This is a genomic window from Burkholderia sp. 22088 (genome assembly GCF_052045915.1).
GTDB classification, from domain to species: domain Bacteria; phylum Pseudomonadota; class Gammaproteobacteria; order Burkholderiales; family Burkholderiaceae; genus Burkholderia; species Burkholderia cepacia.
Map to the genome: position 1 here is coordinate 175,057 of NZ_JBQEPY010000009.1, position 23,424 is coordinate 198,480.

Here is a 23,424-nt window from a genome sequence, read left to right on the forward strand (position 1 = left end):
CCGCCGTGCCGCCCGGCGCCCGCACCGTGCACCGCAGCGGGGCAGCCGCATCGCGGATCGCCTCGCATCGTCCGGCAACCTGCCCTGTCTCACCCGTTCTCCCCGGCGCCGCGCCGTTTCCCGGCCGGCATCCCGAACCCGCCCGCCGAGGGCTTTCGCTATTCCGTTTATGTTTCGTTCCCTGACGACCCTGATCAAGAAGTGGCGCGCGTCGCGCAATGCCGGTCACCAGCTCGATGCGCTGCTCGCGCACGCCGACGCCGATGCGTCGTACGCCGAGCGCAGCGAATGGCTGATCGAGCTCGCGCACTGGCTGCGCCGCACCGGCACGATGCAGGACGCGCCGGCCGATCGCGACGCCGATGCGCGCGCGTACCCGGCCCACGCGCGCTTGCGCTACCTGTTCCACGTGCTCGATCGCAACCCCGCATGGAAGGCGCACGCCGCGCGCATCCTGCGCGGCATCCTGCGCGAGTGCGACGGCATCTCGCTCCTGTGCGACGCCGGCATGCCCGTGCACTCGGGCTTCTTCGGCGCGCTGTTCGAGCGGATCGACTCGTCGCTGATCCCGCCGGCGCCGAACCGCCGCGAGCTGTCGGCGCTCTTCACGCTGATGTTCCCGACGCCGGAAGACGCGCAATGGATCGACGCGCTGCCCGACGATCTCCTCACGCGCCTCGCCGACCTGTTCTCGTTCGACGTCACCGACGAAGAGCGCCACGAGCCGGGTTCGTTCTCGCGCGACCTGCTGGCCGCGCTGCACAACCTGACCTGCCAGATCAGCTCGACCGGCCTGTCGCAGACGGTGCGCAGCCGGCTCTCCGACGACGACGCGCGCAAGCCGCTGGAAACGCAGCCGTTCTACCGCCTCACGCGCGCGATGCTCGCGGTCGAGACCGCGCACGCGGCCGTCGAGGACGGCGGCGACCCGAGCAAGCTGCTGCACGAGGTCAACTACCTGCGCGTGCTGCTCGACGAATGCCGGATCGCCGTCGACGAGGTGTTCTCGCACCTGTACCGCAACGGCGTGTCGGTCGACATCGTGTTCCAGGTCGAGCGGATGCGCATGCGCATCCTGCGCGCCGAGATGCTGCTCAACGCGTGGATGGCGCGCGACGACCTGCACGGGATGGCGCACCTGACGGCCGAGCTCGTCGACGCGAACCACAACAGCCAGAGCGTGTCGCACCTCGTGCGCAGCAACTTCTCGCTGTTCGCGCGCAAGCTCGTCGAAACCAACGCGGACACCGGCGAGCACTACATCTCGCGCGGCCGCGCCGAGTACCTGAAGATGCTGCGGATGGCCGCGGGCGGCGGCCTCGTCACCGTCGTGACGGTGTGCGTGAAGTTCGCGATCACGGGCGCGCACCTGCAGTCGATGCTCGAAGGGCTGCTCGCGGGCATCAACTACGCGGCCAGCTTCATGCTGATGCACTTCCTGCACTTCACGCTCGCGACCAAGCAACCTGCGATGACCGCGCCGACGCTCGCGCGCGAGCTGGACGACACGGGCCACGACGAAGGCGTGAAGGCGTTCGTGGCATCGGTGATCGCGCTGATCCGCACGCAGGCCGCCGCGATTTCGGGCAACGTGCTCGTCGTGCTGCCCGTGTGCCTGCTGGTGCAGCTGTTCGCCAGCAACCTGCTGCATGCGAACCTGATCTCGCCGGAGAAGGCGCACGCGACGCTGCACTCGTTCTCGCTGCTCGGCCCGACGCCGCTCTACGCGGCGCTGACCGGCGTGCTGCTGTGGGCGTCGAGCCTGCTTGCGGGCTGGGCCGACAACTGGTTCGTGCTGCACCGGGTCGGCGACGCGCTCACGTACAACCGCCGGCTGCGCCTCACGCTCGGCGCGGCCGGCGCCGCGAAGCTCGCGCACTTCTGCCGGTCGAACGTGGCCGGCGTGGTCGCGAACGTCGGCCTCGGCCTGATGCTCGGCCTCATCCCGGCGATCGTCACCGTGTTCATGTTCCCGTTCGAGGTGCGGCACGTGACGCTGTCGGCCGGTTCGATCGGGATCGCGCTCGGCGTGCTGGGCAAGGACGCGCTGGGCACCCCCGAGCTGTGGTGGGCCGGCGCCGGCGTGCTCAGCATGGCGATCCTCAACGTGCTCGTGAGCTTCGCGCTCGCGTTCACGATGGCCGTGCGCTCGCGCAGCCTGCGTCCGACCAAGGTGCGCGCGCTCGTCGCCGCGATCGTCCGCACGGTGCTGTCGAATCCGCTCGCGCTGTTCTGGCCGGGCAGCAGCCCGGCCGCCCGCGCCGGCCAGCCGGGCTCGCACTGAGCCCACGGCGGCCTGGCGGTGCCCGCCCGGGCGCCGCCGGGCCGCCCCCGGCACGCATGCGCGGCGCCCGGGCCCGCGCCGCGGCACCGAAACGCGACGCAACGCCGGCCCCGGCCGCCCGCGCCGCGTACAATAGTGGACTTTTGCACGTCCTCACCCGCCTTATGTCCTCGCCCACCCTGTACGAATTCTTCGCCCCCTGCCCGCGCGGCCTCGAAGCGGCGCTCGCCGCCGAGCTGGCCGAAATCGCCGGCCGCCACCTGAACGGCGCGCCGTTCACCGCGGGCGCGCAGGTGCCGGGCGGCGTCCACTTCAGCGGCGGCTGGGCCGCCGGCATGGCCGCGAACCTCCATTCGCGGATCGCGAGCCGGGTCCTGCTGAAGATCGCGCACCGCGCCTACCGCAACGAGCAGGACGTCTACGCGCTCGCGCTCGAGCAGCCGTGGGAGCGCTGGTTCGCGGCGACGCAGACGCTGCGCGTCGACATCACCGCGATCAAGTCGCCGCTGAAGAGCCTCGAATTCGCGACGTTGCGCGTGAAGGACGCGATCTGCGACCGGATGCGCGAGAAGACCGGCGCGCGCCCGAGCATCGATACCGGTGCGCCCGACGTGCGCGTGTTCGCGTTCCTGACGGCCAACGAGTGCACGCTGTACCTCGACACGTCGGGCGAGCCGCTGTTCAAGCGCGGCTGGCGCCTCGACAAGGGCGCGGCGCCGCTGCGCGAGAACCTCGCGGCCGGCATCCTGCGCCTGACGGGCTGGACGCCCGGCACGGCGCTGTACGACCCGATGTGCGGCAGCGGCACGTTCCTCGCGGAAGCCGCGCAGATCGCGCTCGGCGTGGCACCCGGCGTCGAGCGCCGGTTCGGCTTCGAGAAACTCAAGCAATACGACATCACCGCATGGCAGGGGCTGAAGGTCCCGGCGCTGGACGCGAAGCGTGCGGCGCGCGGCAAACGCGGCGAAGCGCTCGGCGTGTACGGCAGCGACATCTCCGGCGACATGCTCGAGAAGGCACGTGCGAACCTCGAGCGCGCGGGCGTGCCGTCGGTGTGGCTCAAGCAGGTCGACGCGCGCGGGATGACGCCGCCGTGCGACGGCCCGGGCATCATCCTCGCGAACCCGCCGTACGGCGAGCGGATCGAGGTGCGCGGCCGCAGCGCGCGCGGCGAGGTGCGCGAGACGGGCCGCAACCGCGGCAACGACGACGCGTTCCGCCGCACCCACACCGACGCACCGGACAGCGAGTTCTTCAACGCGCTCGGCGATGCGCTGAAGCAGCGTTTCACGGGCTGGCAGGCGTTCCTGCTGACGTCCGATCGTTCGCTGCCGGGCCAGCTGCGGCTGCGCGAATCGGCCAAGACGCCGCTGTTCAACGGCGCGCTCGAATGCCGGCTGTTCCGCTTCGACCTGATCGCCGGCAGCGTGAAGGCACGCCCGGCCACGCCGGAAGGCGACGCGTAATCCGCATCATGGTCGCGACGGGGCCGCCGATACGGCCCCTGCGCGGCAACCGGAACGCCGCCGTTACCGCATCCGCGGCAACGGCGGCGTTCCGTTTCAATGCTTCGATTTCTCCCGGCGCCCCGTCGTGAACGGCAGCGCCTGCCCCGTCTCGAGCAGCGTCTTGCGGCTCGACGGCACGACCGGCCACTCGCCGCGAATCCCGCGATCCATCTTCCATCTCCGAGCCCGGCACCAGCCCGTCGTGCGTGACGGTCGGCTTCACGACGCAGGTCACGCGCGATTCCCCACTCTCCCCCGACGAGCATGCGCCACGTGACGACCAGCCGGTGCGGCGGATCGTTCCCGACCTCTACTGACAATACGGTGTCAGCAGACCGCGATCACACTGCAATCCCGGCGCAATGCAAGGCTGGTTTCCGCACCGAACCCGAACAACAACGCAACAAGGAACTCGTCATGACGTCCGCAACTGCAACTGCCACCGCCACTGCCACCCCCGAGCGCGCGATCGCGTGGTTCGACATTCCGTCCCTCGATTTCGACCGGGCGATCCGCTTCTACGAAACCGTGCTGCAAACGACGCTGCAGCGCGAAGTCATCGGCGGCGTGCCGATGGCCACGTTCGACCGCGACGCATCGAGCACGGGCGGCAGCATCGTGTTCGATCCGCAGCAGATCAAGCCGAGCGCGAACGGCGTGCTCGTCTACCTGAACGCCGGCGAATCGGTCGTCGCGGCGCTCGAACGCGCGAAGCGCGCGGGCGGCGTCGTGCAGGGCTCCGTCGTCGAGCTGCCGAACAACTACGGCTACGTCGGCTACCTGATCGACACCGAAGGCAACCGCGTCGGCCTGCACTCGCCGAAATGCCACTGAGCGCAGCGGCCATCGGGCGCGCGCGGCGCTATCATCGCGAAGTCCCCATTGCCGTTGGAGCCGAGGTGCCGTCATGACGCGCCGTGCCGACCGCCTGTTCCAGATCGCCGAGCTGCTGCGCGGGCGTCGTCTCACGACCGCGCAGCAGCTGGCCGACTGGCTGTCGGTGTCGCCGCGCACGGTCTATCGCGACGTGCGCGACCTGCAACTGTCAGGGGTACCGATCGAAGGTGAAGCCGGCATCGGCTACCGGCTGAACCGCAACGCGAGCCTGCCGCCGCTCACGTTCACGGCCGAGGAGCTCGCGGCGCTCGCCGCCGGCGCACGCATGCTCGAAACCTGGGGCGGTGCGCGCTTCGCGAGCGGCGCACGCTCGGCGCTCGCGAAGATCGCGTCGGCGATGCCGGCCGACAAGCGCACGGCGCTCGACCGCCTGCCCGTGTTCGCGCCGTCGTTCCACATCGACGAGACGTTTTGCGCGAAGGTCGATGCGATCCACCAGGCCATCGATACGCGCCACGTCGTCAGCTTCGACTACCGCGACCGGCTCGGCGCGCATTCGCAACGCCGCGTGTGGCCGCTCGGGCTCGTCTACTGGGGCGGGCGCTGGACGATCGGCGCGTGGTGCGAGCTGCGCGGCGATTTCCGCACCTTCGACATCGCGCGGATGGGCGACATCGTCGTGCACGAGCAGTTTCCGGACATGGAAGGACGGCGAATCGCCGATTACATGCGGATCGCGGAAGCGCCGATGCGCTGACGCGGCACGGCGGCGGGCGCACCGCCGCCGTTCCTGTTCCGGGCCGCCCGCCGCACGGCGCCCGGCCCGCCTTTCCCTATGCGCCGAACACCACCGTGCGCTTCGGCCGCTCGTCGACGTGCAGCGAGAACACGTCGGGCCGCGCGTAATGCCCGACCACGTCGAAGTCGTAGCGCGCCCGCACGAGTTCGTCGGTATCGATACGCGCGGTCACGAGCCCGGCCGTGCCGATCAGCGGCTCCGTCAGCAGGTCGCCGAGCGGCCCGACGATCACGCTGCCGCCGCGGATCAGCGGCCGCTCCGGATCCCAGCCCGGCACGTCGATCCCGAGCGCGCGCGGCGACGGCTGCACCTGGCACGCGCTGACGACGAAGCAGCGCCCCTCGTGCGCGATATGCCGCATCGAGCTCTGCCACACGTCGCGCTCGTCGACGGTCGGCGCGCACCAGATCTGCACGCCTTTCGCGTACATCGCGCAGCGCAGCAGCGGCATGTGGTTCTCCCAGCAGACCGCGGCGCCCGCGCGGCCCGCGGCCGTGTCGACGACGGGCAGCGTCGAGCCGTCGCCCTGCCCCCAGATCAGCCGCTCGGTGCCGGTCGGCATCAGCTTGCGGTGCTTCGCGACGAGCCCGTCGCGCGGATCGAAGAACAGCGCCGTGCAATACAGCGTGCTGCCGCCGCGCTCGATCACGCCGACCACGAGGCTCGCGCCCGTGCGCTGCGACAGCGCGGCCAGTTCGTCGGTTTCCGGCCCCGGCACGTCGATCGCCTGCGCGGCGTAGCGCGCATACGCGTCGCGGCCCTCGGGCAGCCGGTAGCCGAGCCGCGTGCCGAAGATCTCGCCTTTCGGATAGCCGCCGAGCACGGCCTCGGGCAGCACGACGAGCGACGCGCCGCTGTCGCGGATCGCGGTTTCGTAGCCGAGGATCGTGTCGAGCGTGGCGCGCGTGCCGTCGGGCGATGCGCCGATCTGCAGCGCGGCGATGACTGAAGTGGACATGAAGGCGTCTCCGGTGAATGGGGTAACGCCATCTTTATCGATATGATGTCATCGATCAAATCGATAGAACGATAAGTGTCATGAATACGGATGATATCGCCAGTCTCGACCTGAACCTGCTGAAAGTGTTCGAGGCGCTGTACGAGGAAGGCGGCGCGAGCCGGGCGGCGCTGCGGCTCGGCCTCACGCAGTCGGCGGTGAGCGCGGCGCTCGCGCGGCTGCGCGTGATCTATGCCGATCCGCTGTTCGTGCGCACCGGCCGCGGGCTCGCGCCGACGCCGCGCGCGGACGAACTGAAACCGATCCTGTCCGACGCGCTCGACCGTTGCCGCGAAAGCCTCGCGATCGCGGCCGACGGCGGCGACCGCATCGGCCGCACGATCTCGATCGGGCTGTCGGACGACTTCGAGATCGCGCTCGGCCGCGCGCTGATCGACGCCGTTGCACGGGAAGCCGCCGGCATCCGGCTGATCTTCCGGCAGACGCACAGCGGCATCGCCGGCGACGCGCTGCTGCGCCACGGCGTCGACCTCGCGATCGCATCGGGCGGCTTCTCGGCGAACGGGCTCAGCCGGCGCGCGGTCGCGACGGGCGGTTATGCGTGCCTGATCGACCCGGCCGCCCGCCCACGTCCGCCGCGCACGCTCACGCTCGCCGATTTCCTGCAGCGCGACCACCTGCTCGTGTCGTCGGGCGGCGTGATCGGGATCGTCGACGAGGCGCTGGCCACGCTCGGCCACAAGCGGCGCGTCGCGGCGTCGACCACGCATTTCGCCGCGTTGCCGTACCTGCTCGCCGGCTCCGACGCGGTGGCGACGATTCCCTCGCACGCGGCGCGCGCGATCGCGCGATCCACACCGTTGCGCGCGCTCGCCTGCCCGGTCGACTTGCCGCATTACCCGGTCGAAATCGGCTGGCGCTCGAGCACGCAGCGCGACCCGGCGATCGTGCGCGTACGCGACACGATCGCCGCGTGCATCGCGAACCTCGTCGCACCATGAAAACGACCCGGCCGGCTTGCGCCGGTCGGGCCTGTCCTTCGAGGCTGCCCGTGAATCGGGGCAGGCCGCCTGCGTTACCGGCGCATGCATCAGTCGACCGCCTTCACCATGTCCTCGATGACCTTCTTCGCATCGCCGAACACCATCATCGTCTTGTCCATGTAGAACAGGTCGTTGTCGAGGCCCGCGTAGCCGGCCGCCATCGAACGCTTGTTGACGATCACCGTGCGCGCCTTGTACGCCTCGATGATCGGCATCCCCGCGATCGGCGATGCCGGGTCGTTCTTCGCGGCCGGGTTCACCACGTCGTTCGCGCCGAGCACGAGCACGACGTCGACCTGGCCGAATTCGCCGTTGATGTCGTCCATCTCGAACACGATCTCGTACGGCACTTCCGCTTCCGCGAGCAGCACGTTCATGTGGCCCGGCATCCGCCCCGCGACCGGATGGATCGCGTACTTCACGTCGATGCCCTTCTCGACCAGCTTGTCGGTCAGTTCCTTCAGCGCGTGCTGCGCACGGGCGACGGCCAACCCGTAGCCCGGCACGATCACGACCGTTTCCGCGTTGCCGAGCATGAATGCCGCATCGTCGGCCGAACCCGATTTCACCGGCCGCTGCTCCTTCGCGCCCGCGGCACCGCCGGCCGCCGCCTCGCCGCCGAAGCCGCCGAGGATCACGTTGAAGAACGAGCGGTTCATCGCGCGGCACATGATGTACGACAGGATCGCGCCCGACGAGCCGACCAGCGACCCCGCGATGATCAGCATCGCGTTGTTCAGCGAGAAGCCGATGCCGGCCGCCGCCCAGCCGGAGTACGAGTTCAGCATCGACACGACCACCGGCATGTCCGCGCCGCCGATCGGGATGATGATCAGCACGCCGAGCGCGAACGCGATCGCCGTCATGATGATGAACGGCAGCCACGACTGCGTGATGAAGAACAGGATGCCGAAGCCGAGCATCCCGAGCGCGAGCATCAGGTTGAGCAGGTGCTGGCCCGCATACACGACCGGCGCGCCCTGGAACAGCCGGAACGTGTACTTGCCCGACAGCTTGCCGAACGCGATCACCGACCCGGAGAACGTGATCGCACCGACGAACGTGCCGATGAACAGCTCGACGCGATTGCCGTACGGAATGAAGTCCGGCGCGACGGCGTCCTGCGGCACGAGCCCGAACGCTTCCGGCTCCGACACCACCGCGTACGCGATGCACACGGCCGCGAGACCGATCAGCGAGTGCATCGCCGCGACGAGCTCCGGCATCTTCGTCATCTCGACGCGCGCGGCGACGAACGCCCCCACGCCGCCGCCGACGATCAGCGCGCCGAGCACCAGCGCGAGGCCGAGCGGCAGGTTCGCGCCGAGCCAGGCCGCCTGCCTGGCGATCAGCGCGATCGTCGTGAGGATCGCGACAGCCATCCCGGCCATCCCGAACAGGTTGCCGCGCCGCGCGCTCGTCGGGTTCGACAGGCCTTTCAGCGCCTGGATGAAACACACCGATGCGACGAGGTACAGCAGCGTGACGACGTTCATGCTCATCGCGCGCCCTCCTTGCCGCGCCCGGGCTGCCGGGGCGCCTTCTTGCGGAACATCTCGAGCATGCGCCTCGTCACGAGGAAGCCGCCGAACACGTTGACCGCCGCGAGCGCGACCGCGAGCGTGCCGAACACCTTGCCGGTCGCGCCGACGGTGAGCGCGGCCGCGAGCATCGCGCCGACGATCACGATCGCCGAGATCGCGTTGGTCACGGCCATCAGCGGCGTATGCAGCGCCGGCGTTACGTTCCACACCACGTGGTAGCCGACGTACACCGCCAGCACGAAGATGATCACGTCGATCACCGTGTGATTGACGACTTCCATGGTCTCCTCCGTTATCGGCGCGCGACTTCGCCGTCGCGGCACAGGAGCGTCGCGGCGACGATGTCGTCGGTCAGGTCGATGTTCAGCGTGCCCTCCTTCGTGACGATCAGCTTCATGAAGTCGAGCAGGTTGCGCGCATACAGCGCCGATGCGTCCGAGGCGACCATCGACGCGAGATTCGTGTAGCCGGCGATCGTCACGCCGTGGTGCGCGATCACCTGGTCGGCGACCGTCAGCGGGCAGTTGCCGCTCTTGCGGCCGTCGAATTCCGGGCCGCGGCCGGCCGCGAGATCGACGAGCACCGAGCCCGGCTTCATCGACTGCACGGTTTCGACCGAGATCAAGGTCGGCGCCGGGCGCCCGGGAATCAGCGCGGTGGTGATCACGATGTCGGCCTGCTTCGCGCGCTCGTGCACGAGCGCGGCCTGGCGGCCGAGCCACGACGGCGGCATCGGGCGCGCGTAGCCGCCCACGCCCTGCGCAGCATCGCGCTCCTCGTCGGTTTCGAACGGGACGTCGAGGAATTTCGCGCCGAGCGACTCGATCTGCTCCTTCACGGCCGGCCGCACGTCGGACGCCTCGATCACCGCGCCGAGGCGCTTCGCGGTCGCGATCGCCTGCAGGCCCGCGACGCCCGCGCCGAGGATCAGCACGCGCGCGGCCTTCACCGTGCCCGCGGCCGTCATCAGCATCGGAAAGAAGCGCGGATACAGCGCCGCGGCGACCAGCACGGCCTTGTAGCCCGCGATGTTCGCCTGCGACGACAGCACGTCGAGCCCCTGCGCGCGCGTCGTGCGCGGCGCGGCTTCGAGCGCGAAGCCCGTCACGCCGGCCGCGGCGAGCTTCGCCGCCTGCTCGCCGTTGAACGGATCGAGCATGCCGACCAGCACGGCGCCGCGCTTGAGCAACGGCAGCTCGGCGTCGGTGGGGGCCTGGACCTTCAGCACGATGTCGACGTCGAACGCGGCCGACTGGCCGGTCAGTTCGGCACCGGCGGCCGCATAGGCTGCGTCGGGATAACTGGCCGCGAGGCCGGCCCCTCTCGCGATACTGACCCGATGCCCGGCCGCCGCGTATTTCTTCACGGTTTCCGGCGTCGCGGCCACCCGCGCCTCGTTCGCCCGCGTTTCGGCAGGCACGCCAATATGCATCGTCAGTCCCTCCAGTCATCGCCGGCAGGTCGTTTCCGGCGATTTCCACCGCGCAACGAGCCGGGCAGCCGGACTACCGGCTCGCGAGCGACGGCACTCACGTTTCACTTTAGGCGAAAGCGACGGCCGCACCCGCCTTTGCGCACGATCGCGCGAGATCGACGCGTCAGCCTGGCCGACGTGACCGCGCATCGGCGCGACGGACGATTACGAGGGTCGGATTCGTCTGACCGAACGCCGGGCAGCGTTCGGGCGCAACCGGTAAAATGCCGAACCATGAAACCCGAAATCTGGACCCCGCATGTGACGGTCGCGGCGCTCGTCGAGCATGCCGGCCGCTTTCTCTTGATCGAGGAAGAAACCTCGTCGGGCCTGCGCATCAACCAGCCGGCAGGCCATCTCGAAGCCGGCGAAACGCTGGCCGACGCCGTGATCCGAGAGACGCTCGAGGAAACCGCGCACCCGTTCACGCCCGACGCGCTCGTCGGCGTCTATCTGGCGCACTACGACCGTCCCGGCACCGCCGGCGCGACTTACCTGCGCTTCACGTTCTGCGGCACGGCCGGCGAGCCGGTCGCGGGCCACGCGCTCGACGACGGCATCGTCCGCACGCTGTGGATGACCGCCGACGAACTGCGCGCGTGCAGCGAGCGCCATCGCTCGCCCGCGGTGATGCGCTGCGTCGACGATTACCTCGCCGGGCGGCGCATTCCGCTCGATTTCGTGCATACGCATTCGGTCGCGCCGCGCCCCGAAGCATTCGAACGTCAGGCGGTCAACAAATGAGCAAGCGCCGTGTAGTGGTGGGCATGTCGGGCGGCGTCGATTCGTCGGTGACCGCGTGGCTGCTGAAGGAACAGGGTTACGACGTGGTCGGCCTGTTCATGAAGAACTGGGAAGACGACGACGACGGCGAATACTGCTCGACGCGCCAGGACTGGATCGACGTCGTGTCGGTGGCCGACCTGATCGGCATCGACGTGGAAGCCGTCAACTTCGCGGCGGAATACAAGGATCGCGTGTTCGCCGAGTTCCTGCGCGAATACTCGGCCGGCCGCACGCCGAACCCCGACGTGCTGTGCAACGCCGAAATCAAGTTCAAGGCGTTCCTCGATCACGCGATGTCGCTCGACGCGGAAATGATCGCGACGGGCCACTATGCGCGCGTGCGCGAGCGCGACGGGCGTTTCGAGCTGCTGAAGGCCTTCGACCATACGAAAGACCAGTCGTACTTCCTGCACCGGCTGAACCAGGCGCAACTGTCGAAGACGATGTTCCCGCTCGGCGAGATCCCGAAGACGAAGGTGCGCGAGATCGCCGCGCAGATCGGGCTGCCGAACGCGAAGAAGAAGGATTCGACCGGCATCTGCTTCATCGGCGAACGGCCGTTCCGCGATTTCCTGAACCGCTATCTGCCGACCAAACCCGGCCCGATGAAGACGCCGGACGGCAAGGTCGTCGGCGAGCACATCGGCCTCGCGTTCTACACGTTCGGCCAGCGCAAGGGCATCGGCCTGGGCGGCAGCAAGAGCGGCAGCGGCGAACCGTGGTTCGTCGCCGCGAAGGACATCGCGTCGAACACGCTGTACGTCGTGCAGGGCCACGATCATCCGTGGCTGCTGTCGCGCGAGCTCGTTGCCGGCAACGTGAGCTGGGTCGCCGGCGAGCCGCCGGCCGAGGGCTTCGCGTGCGGCGCGAAGACGCGCTACCGGCAGGCCGACGCGGCATGCGCCTTCGGCGCCGCCGTGCCCGGCCCGGCAGGCGAAGCACGCTTCTCGCTCGCGTTCGACGATGCGCAGTGGGCCGTCACGCCCGGCCAGTCGGCCGTGCTGTACGACGGCGAGATCTGTCTCGGCGGCGGCATCATCGAAAGCGCGGCAACCAGCGACCGGCAGGCGCTCGACGCGCCGGCACTCGCGGCCGCACGCTGACGCGCCGCAGGCGCCGGCCGAAAGCGGCCGCGCCCGCGGCCCCGCCCGCCTGTTCAGCGCATGTGCTGCACGGCCGCGTCGTAGCGCTCGCGCGCCGCGTCGAGCACCGGGAAATGGCGCTCGGCCCAGCGATCGAGCGCCACGAGCGTGTCCACCAGCGATTCCGCCACCGGCGTCAGCCGGTATTCGACATGCGATCGCCGCGCGGCGATCGCGATCCGTTCGATCAGCCCGTTGCGCTCCAGCTCGCGCAGCGTCTGCGTGAGCACCTTCTGCGAGATGCCGCCGATGCGCCGCAGCAGCTCGCCGTTGCGCAGCGGCCGCTCGGCCAGCGCCGGCAGGATCAGCAGCGTCCACTTGCCGGCGATCAGCGCGAGCGCGTCGCGCGCCGAACAGTCCGCCGCATAGACGTCGCCGGGAAAAGCCATGGTTACCTCCGGGTGCGTGATTGCGCGGCCCCGCTGCCGCCGGCCATCATCGTCGCACACTCACGGAGCCCGCCATGCATGCGCTGATCGTCGTCGCCCATCCCGAACCGCAGTCGTTCAACGCGGCCCTCTCCCATGCGGCGGCCGATACGTGGCGCGCCGCCGGCCATACCGCGACCGTCGCGGACCTGTACGCCGACGGGTTCGACCCGAGCGAGGCGCCGCGCCATTACGCCGATCGGCTCGACACGGCACGCTTCGATGCGCAACGCGAGCAGCGCCACCACTGGGAGCGCGGCACGCTCGCGCCGGAGGTCGGGCATCACGTCGGGCTGCTGCAGCAGGCCGACGCGCTGATCCTGCAGTTCCCGCTGTGGTGGTTCGGCGCGCCGGCGATCCTGAAGGGCTGGATGGATCGCGTGTTCGTCTACGGCGGCCTCTACAGCAGCCGCCGGCGCCATGACAGCGGCGTGTTGCACGGGCGCCGCGCGCTGCTGAGCGTGACGACCGGATCGTCGGCCGCCGCCTGCGCGCCCGACGGCCGCGAGGGCGACACGCGCCTGCTGCTGTGGCCGCTCATGCATGCGCTGCGCTACGTCGGCTTCGACGTGCTCGAACCGCACCTGATCCACGAGGTTCGCAGCGATCCGGCCGGCGACGCCGCGCGGCACCGCGACGCGCGCCTCGCGCAAGCGCTCGCGGACTACCGCGCACGACTGCGCGCCTGGCAGACGTGGCCGCGGGTGCCGTTCAACCGCGACACGGACTTCGAAGCCGGCGTCAGGCTGAAGCCCGACGCGCCCGCATACGGCCCGTTCATCCGTCACGCGCTCACCTGACGCGGCGGGCCGGCTCGGCAACGCGAGCTTCACGGGACCCGTAGTAGACTCTCGACCATCGTGGGCGCCGGCGGCGGCCAGGCACGGCTCGGGCACCCTGCCCGCCGGCCCGGCGCAACGCCGAGGGCGCCGACCTGCCGGCCGCCGCGCGACCGCTCGCGAGCGATGGCCATCCAGATAATTACGACGGAGTCCCCATGTTTTCCCGACGCTATCTCGCGATGTGGTGCGCGGTCCTGCTGTTCGTGGCCGTCGCGGCACTCGCCGCGCGGCACACGATCGCGTGGCTGTGGATCCTGATTCCCGCCGCCCTCGTCGCGCTCGGCCTGTACGACCTGAAGCAGGACCGCCACGCGATCCTGCGCAACTACCCGCTCTGGGGCCACTTCCGCTTCCTGTTCGAATTCATCCGACCTGAAATCCGCCAGTATTTCGTCGAGGACGACACCGACGAGAAACCGTTCTCGCGTGCGCAGCGCAGCCTCGTCTACCAGCGCGCGAAGAACGTCGCCGACAACCGCCCGTACGGCACCGAGCTGAACGTGAAGGCCGTCGCGCACGAATGGATCAGCCACTCGCTCGCGCCGACGAAGCTGCCGAACCATGATTTCCGCGTCCGCGTCGGCGCGAATCGCGCGCAACCGTACGACATTTCGATCTTCAACATCTCGGCGATGAGCTTCGGCTCGCTGTCCGCGAACGCGATCCGCTCGCTGAACCTCGGCGCGAAGAAAGGCGGTTTCGCGCACGACACGGGCGAAGGCTCGCTGTCGAAGTACCACCGCGAGAACGGCGGCGACATCATCTGGGAAATCGCGTCGGGCTACTTCGGCTGCCGCAACGACGACGGCACCTTCAACCCCGACAAGTTCGCGAAGCAGGCCGCCGATCCGCAGGTCAAGATGATCGAGGTCAAGCTGTCGCAGGGCGCGAAGCCCGGCCACGGCGGCGTGCTGCCGGCCGCGAAGATCACGCCGGAGATCGCCGAGACGCGCGGCGTGCCGATGGGCAAGGACTGCATCTCGCCCGCGACGCACTCGGAATTCTCGACCCCGCGCGGGCTGCTCGAATTCGTCGAACGGCTGCGCACGCTGTCGGGCGGCAAGCCGACCGGCTTCAAGCTGTGCGTCGGCCATCCGTGGGAATTCTTCGGGATCGCGAAGGCGATGCTCGAGACCGGCATCGTGCCGGACTTCATCGTCGTCGACGGCGCGGAAGGCGGCACGGGCGCGGCGCCGCTCGAATTCACCGACCACGTCGGCGTGCCGCTGCAGGAAGGGCTGCTGCTCGTGCACAACACGCTCGTCGGGATCGGCGTGCGCGACCGCGTGAAGATCGGCGCGAGCGGCAAGATCATCACCGCGTTCGACGTCGCCCGCACGCTCGCGATCGGCGCGGACTGGGTGAACTCGGCGCGCGGCTTCATGTTCGCGGTCGGCTGCATCCAGGCGCAGACCTGCCACACGGGCCGCTGCCCGACCGGCGTCGCGACGCAGGACCCGGTGCGCCAGCGCGCGCTCGTCGTGCCCGACAAGGCCGACCGCGTGTACAACTTCCACCGCAACACGCTGCACGCGCTGCAGGAGCTCGTGCAGGCGGCCGGCCTCGCGCATCCGTCGGAGCTGCGCGCGCATCACATCGTGCAGCGCATCGCGCCGCACGAGGTCCGGCTGATGTCGCAGCTGCTGAAGTACCTGAAGCCCGGCGCGCTGCTCGACGGCAACACCTGCGGCTTTACGCTGTACGACAAGTGGTGGCCGATTTCGCGCAGCGATTCGTTCACGCTCGGCGAGGCCGTCTACGCGTCGATCGAATGATGCATGCGAGCGCCCCCGCCGCGGGGCGGCCCGGCAAAAAGAAAAGCGCCCCGCGGGGCGCTTTTCTTTTGTCTGCCGAATGCGTGAATGCGTGTACGCGTCGCGTGCGGCTCAGTTCTGCGGCAGCGTGTCGGCGAACGACTGGCGCTGCAGCAGCTTCACGAAGTGCTTGTCGAGGTTCGGGTGGCGGTCGCGCCAGTTGAGCTCGGGCATCCGGAAGTCGAGATAGCCGAGCGCGCAGCCGAGTGCGATGTCGGCGAGCGTGTAATGATTACCGACGCACCACGTCTTGCCGCCGAGCCCTTGCGACATCGCGACGAGCGCGTCGTCGATCTTGCGCTGCTGGCGCGCGATCCAGCTCGCGCTGCGCTGCGCTTCGTCCCGCTGCGTGTATTCGAGACGAATCGCCACGGCCGCGTCGAGCACGCCGTCGCCCAGCGCTTCCCAGCAGCGCACTTCGACGCGCTCGCGCCCCGACGGCGGAATCAGCTTGCCGACCGGCGACAGCGTGTCGACGTATTCGCAGATCACGCGGGAATCGAACACCGCGGCACCATCCTCCATCACAAGGCACGGGACCTTGCCGAGCGGATTCGAAGCATGAATATCCGTCTCCGGCGCCCACACGTTCTCGAGCTCCAGCTTGTAGTCGATCTTCTTTTCAGCCAGCACGATCCGCGCCTTGCGGACGTACGGGCTGCTGAGCGAACCGATTAATTTCATCATCTGCCTTTTTAAGGGAACCGCCGAGAGTATACGTTGTCGCCGATCATAACCGGCCGGCGTCGCGCGACAGAAAATCGCCCGACCGGCCTGTGGATGGTTTGCAACAACCGTCACGCGGGCCGCCCGGCGCGGCTTCCCGCCCCCTCTCTCACGCGCGGCGTCACGCGGCGCTACAATCGCACGAATGAACGCGCCCCTCGATACCGCCATCGCCGTCGACGTCTACCGCCAGCGCCGTGAACGCGTGCTTGCCGCACTGCGTGCCGCCGGCGGCGGCGTCGCCATCGTCCCCACCGCGCCGGAACTGCTGCGCAACCGCGATACGGCCTACCCGTACCGGTACGACAGCTACTTCCATTACCTGACGGGCTTCACCGAGCCGGATGCCGTGCTCGTGCTGAACGCGGCCGCGCCGCACGGCGCGCCGGAGTCGATCCTGTTCTGCCGCGGCAAGAATGCCGACCGCGAGATCTGGGAAGGCTTCCACTACGGGCCCGAAGCCGCGCGCGATGCGTTCGGCTTCGACGCGGCGTTCGCGGTCGACGTGATCGATACGGAGATGCCGCGCCTGCTCGCCGACTCCGGCACCGTGCACTACCGGTTCGGCGCATCGGCCGACTTCGACCGCCGGCTCGCGGGCTGGATCGACGCGGTGCGCGCGCTGGCGCGCACGGGCGTCGCCGCACCGGACGCGATGCTCGACCTCACGCCGCTCCTCGACGACATGCGGCTCGTGAAGGACGAGCACGAGCTCGCGATCATGATGCGCGCCGCGCACATCTCCGCGCTCGCGCACCGCCGCGCGATGCAGGCGTGCCGCCCCGGCATCCGCGAATACGAACTCGAGGCCGAGCTGCTGTATGTGTTCCGCAAGCACGGCGCGCAGTCGCCCGCGTACGGCTCGATCGTCGCGGCCGGCGCGAACGCGTGCGTGCTGCACTACCCGGCCGGCAACGCAACCGCGAAGGACGGCGACCTGATCCTGATCGACGCCGCGTGCGAACTCGACGGCTACGCGTCGGACATCACGCGCACGTTCCCGGCCAACGGGCGCTTCTCGCCCGCGCAACGCACGCTGTACGACATCGTGCTCGCCGCCCAGCAGGCCGCGATCGACGCGACGCGCGCCGGCGTGCCGTTCGAAGCACCGCACGACGCCGCCGTGCGCGTGCTCGCGCAGGGGCTGCTCGACACCGGCATCATCCCGAAAACGCGCTTCTCGAACGTCGACGACGTGATCGCCGAGCGTGCGTACACGCGCTTCTACATGCACCGCACCGGCCACTGGATCGGCATGGACGTGCACGATTGCGGCGACTACCGCGAGCGGCTCGCCGAGCGCGACGGCAACGGCGCGCTGCCATGGCGCACGCTGAAGGCCGGCATGACGCTGACGGTCGAACCCGGCCTGTATGTGCGCGCCGCCGACGACGTGCCGCCCGAGTACTGGAACATCGGCATCCGCATCGAGGACGACGCGATCGTGCGCGAGCACGGCTGCGAGCTGATCACGCGCGGCGTGCCCGTCGCGGCGGACGAGATCGAAGCGCTGATGCGCGCACTCGCATGACCGGCTGCCGCCGACCGTTACCTCCGTTTCACGAATCAAGATGACGACCGCCTCCTCCCCGGCCACGCCGGACTACGACCTCGCCATCGTCGGCGCGGGCCCCGTCGGGCTCGCGCTCGCCGGCTGGCTCGCGCGCCGCAGCGCCACGCAGCACGCATCGATCGCGCTGATCGATGCGCGTGAACCGGCCGCGAGCGCAAACGATCCGCGCGCGATCGCCGTGTCGCACGGCAGCCGCGTGCTGCTCGACACGCTCGCGTGGCCCGCCGACGCGACGCCGATCGAACACATCCACGTATCGCAGCGCGGCCATTTCGGCCGCACGCTGATCGACCGCGACGAACACGACCTCGCCGCACTCGGTTATGTCGTACGCTTCGGCTCGCTCGTGCAGGCGCTCGCGGGCGCCGTGCGCGGCACCCGCGTCGACTGGCTCACGTCGACCACCGCGCGCGAGCCGCAGCAGGATGCCGACGGCGTCACGCTGACGCTCGATGGCCCGCAAGGCGAGCGCACGCTGCGCGCACGCATCGTCATCAATGCCGAAGGCGGGCTGTTCCACGAACAGCGGGCCGATACCGGCAAGCATCGCCGCGACTACGGCCAGACCGCGATCGTCGGCACGGTCACGGTATCGGCGCCGCGCCCGAACGTCGCGTGGGAACGCTTCACGCACGAAGGCCCGCTCGCACTGCTGCCGCTTGGCGGCCCGCGCCAGGCCGAGTATTCGCTCGTGTGGTGCTGCACGCCCGACGAAGCGGCGCGCCGCGCCGCGCTGCCCGACGACGCGTTCCTGCGCGAACTCGGCAGCGCGTTCGGCGAGCGCATGGGCGACTTCGTCGCGATCGCGGGCCGCGCGTCTTTCCCGCTCGGCCTGAACGCCGCGCAGACGCTCGTCAACGGCCGCGTCGCGATCGTCGGCAATGCCGCGCAAACCCTGCACCCCGTCGCGGGCCAGGGGCTCAACCTCGGGCTGCGCGATGCGCATACGCTCGTCGACACGCTGTCCACGCAAGGCTTCGAAGCGACCGCGCTCGCCACCTTCAACGCGCGCCGCGCACTCGACCGGCGCTTCACGATCGGCGCGACCGACACGCTGGCACGCCTGTTCACGATCGACTCGGGCCCGCTCCCGCTGCTGCGCGGTGCCGCGCTCACCGCACTCGAGTTCGTGCCGCCGCTCAAGAAGGTGATCGCGCGCCAGATGATGTTCGGCCAGCGCAACTGACGCGCGGCGCGCACAGTCGCGCCACTCAAACCGGGTCAAATCGGCGGGGCATGGGAATACGGTAAAATGCGCGTTTCCGTCTGCCCTTTTCATGCCCGCGCCCGCCGCGGGCGGTGCCATTGCGATGCCCGTTATCGGCTCTCACGTATTGCGTAACAACCTGTTCGTCGCCCCGATGGCCGGCGTGACGGATCGTCCGTTCCGCCAGCTCTGCAAGCGGATGGGGGCCGGTTACGCCGTGTCCGAGATGGTCGCGTCCAACGCGCAGCTGTGGAAAAGCGCGAAGACGATGCGGCGCGCGAACCACGAAGGCGAGGTGGAGCCGATCGCGGTCCAGATCGCGGGCGCCGATCCGGCGATGATGGCCGAAGCGGCCCGCTACAACGTCGACAACGGCGCGCAGATCATCGACATCAACATGGGCTGCCCGGCGAAAAAGGTCTGCAACGTCGCGGCCGGCTCCGCACTGCTGCAGAACGAGCCGCTCGTGCAGCGCATCGTCGAGGCGGTCGTCGCGGCGGTCGGCACGGGGCCCGATGCGGTGCCCGTCACGCTGAAGATCCGCACGGGTTGGGATCGCGAGCACAAGAACGCGATCACGGTCGCGCGCCTGGCCGAAGCCGCCGGCATTTCGATGCTCACCGTGCACGGCCGCACGCGCGCCGACCTGTACCGCGGCGACGCCGAATACGACACCATCGCGGCCGTGAAGGCGGCGGTGCGGATTCCGGTGGTCGCGAACGGTGACATCACGTCGCCCGCGAAGGCGAAGGCCGTGCTCGACGCGACCGGCGCCGATGCCCTGATGATCGGTCGCGCCGCGCAAGGTCGGCCATGGTTGTTCCGCGAAATCGATCATTTCCTGCAAACCGGCGAGCTGCTGCCCCCGCCGCGGATCGACGAGATCCAGCACGTGATGAACGAACACCTGGAAGACCACTACGCCTTCTATGGTGAATTCACGGGAGTCCGTACTGCGCGCAAGCACATCGGCTGGTACACTCGCGGCCTTTCCGGTGCCAACGGGTTCCGGCACAGGATGAACACGCTCGATTCCACCCGCGAGCAGCTCGCCGCCGTCAATGCATTCTTCGAGGCGCAAAAGGCGCTGTCGGACCACCTCGTCTATGTCGACGACGAAGAGGAAAACGGCCAGGGCGAGTCGGACGACCATAACCAGTTAGCAGCATGAGCAAGCACAACATCGAACAATGTGTCCGCGAGAGCCTGGACGTGTATTTCCGGGATCTAGACGGCTCCAATCCGCACGACGTCTATGAAATGGTGATGTCCTGCGTCGAAAAGCCGATGCTCGAGGTCGTGCTCGTACAGGCAGGCGGCAACCAGTCGCTCGCCGCGGAGTACCTCGGCATCAATCGCAATACGCTGCGCAAGAAGCTGCAGCAGCACGGCCTGCTGTAGGCAGCCGTCCCGTCCCCGTTTCCCTGGCTATTGGTGGTTCCATCATGATCAAGCAAGCGCTCATTTCCGTTTCCGACAAGACCGGCATTGTCGACTTCGCGAAGTCGCTGTCCGACCTCGGCGTCAAGCTGCTGTCGACGGGCGGCACCGCGAAACTCCTCGCCGACGCCGGCCTGCCCGTGACCGAAGTGGCCGATTACACGGGCTTCCCGGAGATGCTCGATGGGCGCGTGAAGACGCTCCACCCGAAGGTGCACGGCGGCATCCTCGCCCGCCGCGACCTGCCCGAGCACATGCAGGCGCTGGAACGGCACGACATCCCGACGATCGACCTGCTCGTCGTGAACCTGTATCCGTTCGTCGCGACGATCGCGAAGGACGACTGCACGCTCGCCGACGCGATCGAGAACATCGACATCGGCGGCCCGACGATGCTGCGCTCGGCCGCGAAGAACCACCGCGACGTGACGGTCGTCGTCGATCCGGCCGACTACGCGGTCGTGCTCGATGAAATGAAGGCGAACGGCAATGCGGTGGGCTACGCGACCAACTTCCGCCTCGCGACGAAGGTGTTCGCGCACACCGCGCAATATGACGGCGCGATCACGAACTACCTGACGAGCCTGACCGACGAGCTGAAGCACGCTTCGCGCAGCACGTACCCGGCCACGCTGAACCTGGCGTTCGACAAGGTGCAGGACCTGCGCTACGGCGAGAACCCGCACCAGAGCGCGGCGTTCTACCGCGACCTCGCGACGCCGGCCGGCGCGCTGGCGAACTACCGCCAGCTGCAAGGCAAGGAACTGTCGTACAACAACATCGCGGATTCCGACGCGGCGTGGGAATGCGTGAAGACGTTCGACGCACCGGCCTGCGTGATCATCAAGCATGCGAACCCGTGCGGCGTTGCAGTTGGCAACGATTCGGCCGACGCGTACGCGAAGGCGTTCCAGACGGATCCGACGTCGGCCTTCGGCGGCATCATCGCGTTCAACCGCGAAGTCGACGAAGCGGCTGCCCAGGCCGTCGCGAAGCAGTTCGTCGAAGTGCTGATCGCCCCGTCGTTCTCCGACGCCGCGAAGCAGGTGTTCGCCGCGAAGCAGAACGTGCGCCTGCTCGAGATCGCGCTGGGCGACGGCCACAACGCATTCGACCTGAAGCGCGTGGGCGGCGGCCTGCTCGTGCAGTCGCTCGATTCGAAGAACGTGCAGCCGAGCGAGCTGCGCGTCGTCACGAAGCGCCAGCCGACCGCGAAGGAAATGGACGACCTGCTGTTCGCATGGCGCGTCGCGAAGTACGTGAAGTCGAACGCGATCGTGTTCTGCGGCAACGGCATGACGCTCGGCGTCGGCGCCGGCCAGATGAGCCGCGTCGATTCCGCGCGCATCGCAAGCATCAAGGCGCAGAACGCGGGCCTGACGCTGGCCGGTTCGGCCGTCGCGTCGGATGCGTTCTTCCCGTTCCGTGACGGCCTCGACGTCGTCGTGGCGGCCGGCGCGACCTGCGTGATCCAGCCGGGCGGCTCGATGCGCGACGACGAAGTGATCGCCGCAGCCGACGAGCACGGCATCGCGATGATCCTGACGGGCGTGCGTCACTTCCGTCACTGATCGCGGCATGCGGCCCGCGCGGCCGCTGCACGACAACCCGGCGGCATTGCACCCGCCGGGTTTTTTATTGTGTTGCGCCGGCGCACGCAACCGTGCGGCCGGCGCCGCACACCATTCGTTGTAGTATCGCTGCATCACGCCATTCTCCTCACTCATGCGAATTCTCGGCATCGACCCCGGCCTGCGCGTCACCGGTTTCGGCATCATCGACGTCAGCGGCCACCGGCTCGCCTATGTCGCGAGCGGCGTGATCCGTACGCCGACCGCCGACCTGGCCACCCGGCTCGGCACGATCTTCCAGGGCGTCTCGACCATCGTGCGCGAGCACGCACCCGATCAGGCCGCGATCGAAAAGGTGTTCGTCAACGTGAACCCGCAGTCGACGCTGCTGCTCGGCCAGGCGCGCGGCGCCGCGATCTGCGGCCTCGTCGCGGGCGGCCTGCCCGTCGCCGAATACACGGCGCTGCAGCTCAAGCAGGCCGTGGTCGGCTACGGCCGCGCGACCAAGACGCAGATGCAGGAGATGGTCACGCGGCTGCTCAATCTCTCCGGACAGCCGGGCTCCGACGCGGCCGACGCGCTCGGCATGGCGATCTGCCACGCGCACGGCGGCGACACGCTCAACACGCTCGGCGGCCTCGCGCCGGCGCTCGCGAAGAAAGGGCTGCGCGTACGGCGCGGGCGGCTGGTCGGCTGACCTCGCGCGTGCCGGCGTGCGGTCTGCCGGATCGACCGTGTCGACCGTTTCGACCGGACGCGGCACACCCACGACACCCGTTGCCCCGGCCTGACGGCCGATCCCGTCGGCATTGCGCCGCACGTGCGCTACACTCGCGCTTTATTCCTCGCATCCCGCCCTCCATGATCGGTCGCATCGCCGGCATCCTGCTCGAAAAGAACCCGCCTCACCTGCTCGTCGACTGCAACGGCGTCGGCTACGAAATCGACGTGCCGATGAGCACCTTCTACAACCTGCCGCAAACGGGCGAGCGCGTCGTGCTGCTCACGCAGCAGATCGTCCGCGAGGACGCGCACCTGCTGTACGGCTTCCTGACGCCTCAAGAGCGCACGACCTTCCGCGAACTGCTGAAGATCACCGGCATCGGCGCGCGCATGGCGCTCGCCGTGCTGTCCGGCATGAGCGTGCAGGAACTCGCGCAGGCCGTGACGATGCAGGACGCCGCACGCCTCACGCGCCTGCCCGGCATCGGCAAGAAGACGGCCGAACGCCTGCTGCTCGAACTGAAGGGCAAGCTCGGCGCCGATCTCGGCGCGCTCGCCGGCGCCGCGTCGCCGTCCGACCACGCAACCGACATCCTCAACGCGCTGCTTGCGCTCGGCTATTCCGAAAAGGAAGGCCTGGCCGCGATCAAGAACGTGCCGGCCGGCACCGGTGTATCCGAAGGCATCAAGCTCGCACTGAAGGCGTTGTCGAAGGCGTAACGCGC

Annotated in this window: 22 protein-coding genes; 16 read left to right on the forward strand and 6 right to left on the reverse strand. The window is 69.1% G+C overall.

Annotated features, from left to right (window positions below; translation table 11 throughout):
• The first annotated feature begins 169 nt into the window (after positions 1-169).
• From ACTJLD_RS18890 to ACTJLD_RS18905, 4 genes are all read left to right on the forward strand, one after another.
• Positions 170-2,284: a site-specific recombinase gene (locus ACTJLD_RS18890; protein ID WP_059693801.1), complete on the forward strand. Its 2,115-nt coding sequence runs from the start codon at positions 170-172 to the stop codon at positions 2,282-2,284.
• A 164-nt stretch (positions 2,285-2,448) separates the two neighbouring features.
• On the forward strand, positions 2,449-3,750 hold the full coding sequence (locus ACTJLD_RS18895) for a THUMP domain-containing class I SAM-dependent RNA methyltransferase (protein WP_021164196.1): 1,302 nt from the start codon (positions 2,449-2,451) through the stop codon (positions 3,748-3,750).
• Positions 3,751-4,209: 459 nt separating this feature from the next.
• Positions 4,210-4,626 carry a VOC family protein gene (locus ACTJLD_RS18900; protein WP_027788347.1) on the forward strand — a complete coding sequence of 139 codons (417 nt, stop codon included), beginning with the start codon at positions 4,210-4,212 and terminating at the stop codon, positions 4,624-4,626.
• Between the two features lie 73 nt (positions 4,627-4,699).
• Positions 4,700-5,386, forward strand: coding sequence for a helix-turn-helix transcriptional regulator (locus ACTJLD_RS18905; protein WP_027788348.1), 687 nt, complete (start codon positions 4,700-4,702; stop codon positions 5,384-5,386).
• Between the two features lie 76 nt (positions 5,387-5,462).
• Here ACTJLD_RS18905 and ACTJLD_RS18910 read toward each other — a convergent pair whose 3' ends face one another.
• The gene (locus ACTJLD_RS18910; RefSeq protein WP_059693802.1) at positions 5,463-6,386 is read right to left on the reverse strand and encodes a carbon-nitrogen hydrolase family protein; all 924 of its coding nucleotides are present in this window, start codon (positions 6,384-6,386) and stop codon (positions 5,463-5,465) included.
• A gap of 80 nt (positions 6,387-6,466) precedes the next feature.
• On the opposite strand from ACTJLD_RS18910, the gene ACTJLD_RS18915 reads away from it, so the two are divergent.
• Positions 6,467-7,387, forward strand: coding sequence for a LysR family transcriptional regulator (locus ACTJLD_RS18915; protein ID WP_060193640.1), 921 nt, complete (start codon positions 6,467-6,469; stop codon positions 7,385-7,387).
• 89 nt (positions 7,388-7,476) lie between these two features.
• Here ACTJLD_RS18915 and ACTJLD_RS18920 read toward each other — a convergent pair whose 3' ends face one another.
• From ACTJLD_RS18920 to ACTJLD_RS18930, 3 genes are read right to left on the reverse strand one after another with little or no spacing between them, the layout of a single operon-like run.
• Complete coding sequence (locus ACTJLD_RS18920) at positions 7,477-8,931, reverse strand: NAD(P)(+) transhydrogenase (Re/Si-specific) subunit beta (protein ID WP_060207123.1); 1,455 nt, start codon at positions 8,929-8,931, stop codon at positions 7,477-7,479.
• Positions 8,928-9,254 (reverse strand): NAD(P) transhydrogenase subunit alpha, encoded by a 327-nt coding sequence (locus ACTJLD_RS18925; RefSeq protein ID WP_027788352.1) that lies wholly within the window; start codon positions 9,252-9,254, stop codon positions 8,928-8,930. Before ACTJLD_RS18925 ends, ACTJLD_RS18920 begins: the two co-directional genes overlap by 4 nt.
• 11 nt (positions 9,255-9,265) lie before the next feature.
• Positions 9,266-10,405, reverse strand: coding sequence for a Re/Si-specific NAD(P)(+) transhydrogenase subunit alpha (locus ACTJLD_RS18930; protein WP_321941126.1), 1,140 nt, complete (start codon positions 10,403-10,405; stop codon positions 9,266-9,268).
• A 276-nt stretch (positions 10,406-10,681) separates the two neighbouring features.
• Here ACTJLD_RS18930 and ACTJLD_RS18935 point away from each other — a divergent pair, with 276 nt between their 5' ends.
• Both ACTJLD_RS18935 and mnmA read left to right on the forward strand, forming a co-directional pair.
• The gene (locus ACTJLD_RS18935; RefSeq protein WP_060174152.1) at positions 10,682-11,191 is read left to right on the forward strand and encodes an NUDIX hydrolase; all 510 of its coding nucleotides are present in this window, start codon (positions 10,682-10,684) and stop codon (positions 11,189-11,191) included.
• Entirely contained in the window at positions 11,188-12,336 is a 1,149-nt protein-coding gene (gene mnmA / locus ACTJLD_RS18940; RefSeq protein ID WP_059487115.1) for a tRNA 2-thiouridine(34) synthase MnmA, read from the forward strand. Before ACTJLD_RS18935 ends, mnmA begins: the two co-directional genes overlap by 4 nt.
• 53 nt (positions 12,337-12,389) lie before the next feature.
• On the opposite strand, the gene ACTJLD_RS18945 is transcribed toward mnmA, so the two are convergent.
• Positions 12,390-12,764: a winged helix-turn-helix transcriptional regulator gene (locus tag ACTJLD_RS18945; protein WP_027788355.1), complete on the reverse strand. Its 375-nt coding sequence runs from the start codon at positions 12,762-12,764 to the stop codon at positions 12,390-12,392.
• Positions 12,765-12,838: 74 nt separating this feature from the next.
• On the opposite strand from ACTJLD_RS18945, the gene ACTJLD_RS18950 reads away from it, so the two are divergent.
• Positions 12,839-13,603, forward strand: coding sequence for an NAD(P)H-dependent oxidoreductase (locus ACTJLD_RS18950; protein WP_440659427.1), 765 nt, complete (start codon positions 12,839-12,841; stop codon positions 13,601-13,603).
• Between the two features lie 197 nt (positions 13,604-13,800).
• A complete protein-coding gene (locus ACTJLD_RS18955; protein WP_060193650.1) occupies positions 13,801-15,420 on the forward strand; it encodes an FMN-binding glutamate synthase family protein in 1,620 nt (539 codons plus the stop codon).
• 111 nt (positions 15,421-15,531) lie between these two features.
• On the opposite strand, the gene ACTJLD_RS18960 is transcribed toward ACTJLD_RS18955, so the two are convergent.
• On the reverse strand, positions 15,532-16,143 hold the full coding sequence (locus ACTJLD_RS18960) for a glutathione S-transferase family protein (RefSeq protein WP_027788357.1): 612 nt from the start codon (positions 16,141-16,143) through the stop codon (positions 15,532-15,534).
• Positions 16,144-16,330: 187 nt separating this feature from the next.
• Here ACTJLD_RS18960 and ACTJLD_RS18965 point away from each other — a divergent pair, with 187 nt between their 5' ends.
• From ACTJLD_RS18965 to ruvA, 7 genes are all read left to right on the forward strand, one after another.
• A complete protein-coding gene (locus ACTJLD_RS18965) occupies positions 16,331-17,716 on the forward strand; it encodes an aminopeptidase P N-terminal domain-containing protein (protein WP_060174148.1) in 1,386 nt (461 codons plus the stop codon).
• A gap of 40 nt (positions 17,717-17,756) precedes the next feature.
• On the forward strand, positions 17,757-18,944 hold the full coding sequence (locus ACTJLD_RS18970) for a UbiH/UbiF/VisC/COQ6 family ubiquinone biosynthesis hydroxylase (RefSeq protein WP_027788359.1): 1,188 nt from the start codon (positions 17,757-17,759) through the stop codon (positions 18,942-18,944).
• A 124-nt stretch (positions 18,945-19,068) separates the two neighbouring features.
• Positions 19,069-20,136 (forward strand): tRNA dihydrouridine synthase DusB, encoded by a 1,068-nt coding sequence (gene dusB / locus ACTJLD_RS18975; protein WP_042977079.1) that lies wholly within the window; start codon positions 19,069-19,071, stop codon positions 20,134-20,136.
• On the forward strand, positions 20,133-20,366 hold the full coding sequence (locus ACTJLD_RS18980; protein ID WP_006476892.1) for a Fis family transcriptional regulator: 234 nt from the start codon (positions 20,133-20,135) through the stop codon (positions 20,364-20,366). Before dusB ends, ACTJLD_RS18980 begins: the two co-directional genes overlap by 4 nt.
• 44 nt (positions 20,367-20,410) lie before the next feature.
• Entirely contained in the window at positions 20,411-21,976 is a 1,566-nt protein-coding gene (purH, locus tag ACTJLD_RS18985; protein WP_440659428.1) for a bifunctional phosphoribosylaminoimidazolecarboxamide formyltransferase/IMP cyclohydrolase, read from the forward strand.
• Positions 21,977-22,130: 154 nt separating this feature from the next.
• Positions 22,131-22,673, forward strand: a complete 543-nt coding sequence (gene ruvC / locus ACTJLD_RS18990) for a crossover junction endodeoxyribonuclease RuvC (RefSeq protein ID WP_027788361.1) — start codon at positions 22,131-22,133, stop codon at positions 22,671-22,673.
• Positions 22,674-22,837: 164 nt separating this feature from the next.
• Positions 22,838-23,419, forward strand: coding sequence for a Holliday junction branch migration protein RuvA (gene ruvA / locus ACTJLD_RS18995; protein WP_021162490.1), 582 nt, complete (start codon positions 22,838-22,840; stop codon positions 23,417-23,419).
• Positions 23,420-23,424 lie beyond the last annotated feature (5 nt).